Below are 2,987 nucleotides of genomic sequence, written 5' to 3'. Positions count from 1 at the left end.
GGCGAAACCGGTCCGGCGCCGTCGGCCGGGCGCCGCCGGACCGGTTTCGCCACGTCGCCGCCCCGGACCGGGCGCGGGGTGATGGTGCGTCCGGTGCCCGTCGCGGCGGTCCGCCGGGTGGCCCGCGAGGTGCCGGACCGGCCGCCGTCGAGCACCTGCAACGCGGGTCGGAACGGGTCCGTCGAGCGGCCGGACCGGGGAGTACGGCGGGACCTGGCGGCGTCGCCGCCGGTCGGCACCCGCCGGGTCGGTTCGGGGTTGTCGCGCACAGTTCGACCGCGCGGGGTGTAGGCGCGGGCGTCGGAGATGCCCCCGAGGCCCGACCCGGAGCCGGAGCGCCCGCCGTGGCCGGCGCCGCGTTCGTCCGGCTCCCGGCCGGCACCCGTACGTGACGAGCCGCGCCGGGACACCGAAGCGTCCCGGCGCGGCTCCTCGGACCGCGGCGCCATCGGCGTTATCCCCCGGCACCCTGCGGGCTGGTGATGGCGGGCTCGCCGCCGGCCGGCTGCGGTACTCCGATCACCTGGCCGTCGGGCAGCCGGATGAAGGCGGGTGGCCCGGAGTCGACCATGCCCAGCTTGCGGGCCCGGGCGGCCAGGTTGCCCGGCACCTCCGCCTCGGCGATCTTCTGCTCCAGCTCCTGCTGCTGGACGTCCAACGTGGACTGCTGTTGCTGTAGCCGTTCCTGCCGGAAGGCGTTCTCGTTGATCTTGCTGTTGACCACCAGGATGCCGAGCATCCCGCCGACCACCAGCACCAGGACCAGCACCACGAACGAGACCCGGGGCCGGGCGACCGGACGCGGTGGCGTCACCCGGAGCCGGGTACGCCGCGCGGGCGCGTCGGACTCCGGGGAGCGGTCGGGCCGCTCCTCGGAACTGTCCCAGACCCGCAGTTCCGGCGTGGCTTCGTCCGGCTGTTCCCAGGCCCGCTCCCGCAGTGCGGCGCTGCCCTGTGTCGGATACTGTCGCGCCCCCCGGCCGCGAGTTCCCGATGCCGGCTTCGACCGGCTGTTGCCCGCCTGCGAAGCCCGCTCCACCGTGGTCCGGCCCCCCGACCGCGGTGTACGCTGCTCTGCGCCGCGCGACGCGTCGGGTTGGCCCCCGCGGTCGCGCTTGTTGACGTTCATCATCCCTCCCCCTGTACTGTCGTGCCGCTGCCGTCCCCTGGCGATCGCGGCATCTCCCGTCGTACTGCCCCTGACCCGTCCGCTACCCCCGCACCGGACGTGCGTACTTCCCCGGCGACTCGGCGGGGCCGTTCGCGGGCGGCCCTCCTCGTCGTCGTCTCCGTACCGTTCGTGCCGTCCTGCTCGATCCGCTCCGCCGCCCGCAGCCGCACCGATGCGGCGCGCGGATTGGCCTCGACCTCCGACTCGCCCGCCAGCTCGGCCCCCCGGCTGAGCAGCCGCAGCATCGGCCCGGTGCCGGGCAGCTCGACGGGAAGGTCGACCGGTCCCGTGCTCCGGGCCCGGCCGGCGAGCGCCTGCTTGGTGATCCGGTCCTCCAGGGAGTGGTAGGACAGCACCACCGCGCGACCGCCGGGTGACAACGCGTCCAGGGCGGCCGGCAGCGCCGTCTCCAGCGCGGCCAGCTCCCGGTTTACCTCGATCCGCAAAGCCTGAAACGTCCTCTTCGCCGGATGTCCACCGGTTCGTCGGGCCGGTGCCGGAATCGAGTCCCGGACCAGCTCGGCCAGCCGCGCCGACGAGGTGAGCCGGGTCCGCTCCCGTTCCCGGATGATCGCCGAGGCGATCCGACCGGCGAACCGCTCCTCGCCGTAGACCCGTAGTACCCGGGCCAACTCACCGTGCGTGTAGGTGTTGACCACCTCTTCGGCGGTCGTACCGGTCGACTGGTCCATCCGCATGTCCAGCGGCGCGTCCTGGGCGTAGGCGAACCCGCGGTCGGGCGCGTCGAGTTGGAGCGAGGAGACACCGAGGTCGAACAGCACGCCGTCGACCCGGGCGTAACCGAGCCCGTCCAGTACCTCGGCGAACTCGTCGTAGACCGCGTGCACCAGGTGGATCCGGTCGGCGTACCGGTCGAGGCGGGCCCGCGCGTGGGCGAGCGCCTCCGTGTCCCGGTCCAGTCCGATCAGGACGGTACGCGGATGCGCGGCCAGCACCGCCTCGGCGTGCCCGGCCAGGCCGAGCGTGGCGTCGACGTACACGGTCGTCCGGTCGTCCCGGTCCAGCGCGGGGGCGAGCAGCTCGAGACATCGCTCAAGCAGCACCGGCACGTGCGTACCGCGTAGCTCCCCCATGTCGACCCCCACTGACTGCTGTTCCGTCCGGACGTGCCCTGGTTACCGTTGCTGCTCGTCGTACCGCCAGATCCCCATCCGCTCTGGTCTCCCGGGTCCGACCGTCGGACCGTGTCGGGAGATCGCGCCTGGCACCGGGGAAGAGGCGCCAGGAACTTCGAGCGGGTGGAGATCTCGCAGTACGTCGGGCGTTGGCAGGCAGCGCCCTACAGTCCGCCCGGCAGCACCCCCTCCTCGATGTCGGCGAAGTCTCCTTCGCTGTCGGCGAGGTAGCTCTCCCAGGCCCGCTTGTCCCAGATCTCCACCCGGGTGCTCGCCCCGATCACCACCAGCTCCCGGTCCAACGCCGCGTACTCCCGGAGGTGGATCGGAATGGTGACCCGGCCCTGCTTGTCCGGGATCTCGTCATGGGCGCTGGCGAAGAACACCCGGCCGTACGCCCGGGCCGCCTTGTGTGTCATCGGCTGCTCGCGCAACTGCCCCGCGATGCGCTGGAACTCGGGCATCGGGAAGACGTAGAGGCAGCGCTCCTGCCCTTTGGTGATCACGACACCTCCCGCCAGCTCATCCCGGAACTTGGCCGGAAGGATCAGCCGGCCCTTTTCGTCCAGGCGCGGAGTGTGCGTGCCGAGAAACACCGGCCCAACCCCCTCGCCCTTCCAGCGACGTTCGCGGCGCCGCTGTCCCCCGGGCCGGCTGATCCTTCCGGCCAAGTTCCGGGA

3 protein-coding genes and 1 pseudogene are annotated in these 2,987 nt (G+C 72.8%); all 4 read right to left on the bottom strand.

Features of this window, described 5'->3' with window-relative positions; all coding sequences use genetic code 11:
• Positions 1 to 449: pseudogene (locus I0C86_RS41800) on the bottom strand (hypothetical protein); the annotation flags it as partial.
• A 5-nt stretch (positions 450 to 454) separates the two neighbouring features.
• On the bottom strand, positions 455 to 1,129 hold the full coding sequence (locus I0C86_RS41795; RefSeq protein ID WP_196206846.1) for a hypothetical protein: 675 nt from the start codon (positions 1,127 to 1,129) through the stop codon (positions 455 to 457).
• Positions 1,129 to 2,265, bottom strand: coding sequence for a 16S rRNA (cytosine(1402)-N(4))-methyltransferase RsmH (gene rsmH, locus I0C86_RS41790; RefSeq protein ID WP_196206845.1), 1,137 nt, complete (start codon positions 2,263 to 2,265; stop codon positions 1,129 to 1,131). Before rsmH ends, I0C86_RS41795 begins: the two co-directional genes overlap by 1 nt.
• 206 nt (positions 2,266 to 2,471) lie before the next feature.
• A complete protein-coding gene (gene mraZ / locus I0C86_RS41785; RefSeq protein ID WP_196206844.1) occupies positions 2,472 to 2,903 on the bottom strand; it encodes a division/cell wall cluster transcriptional repressor MraZ in 432 nt (143 codons plus the stop codon).
• Between the last annotated feature and the right edge of the window lie 84 nt (positions 2,904 to 2,987).

This window comes from Plantactinospora alkalitolerans (genome assembly GCF_015690345.1).
Taxonomy (GTDB): Bacteria; Actinomycetota; Actinomycetes; order Mycobacteriales; family Micromonosporaceae; genus Plantactinospora; species Plantactinospora alkalitolerans.
The sequence above is the reverse complement of the archived record's forward strand: the minus strand, read 5'-3'. Positions and strand labels throughout refer to the sequence as shown.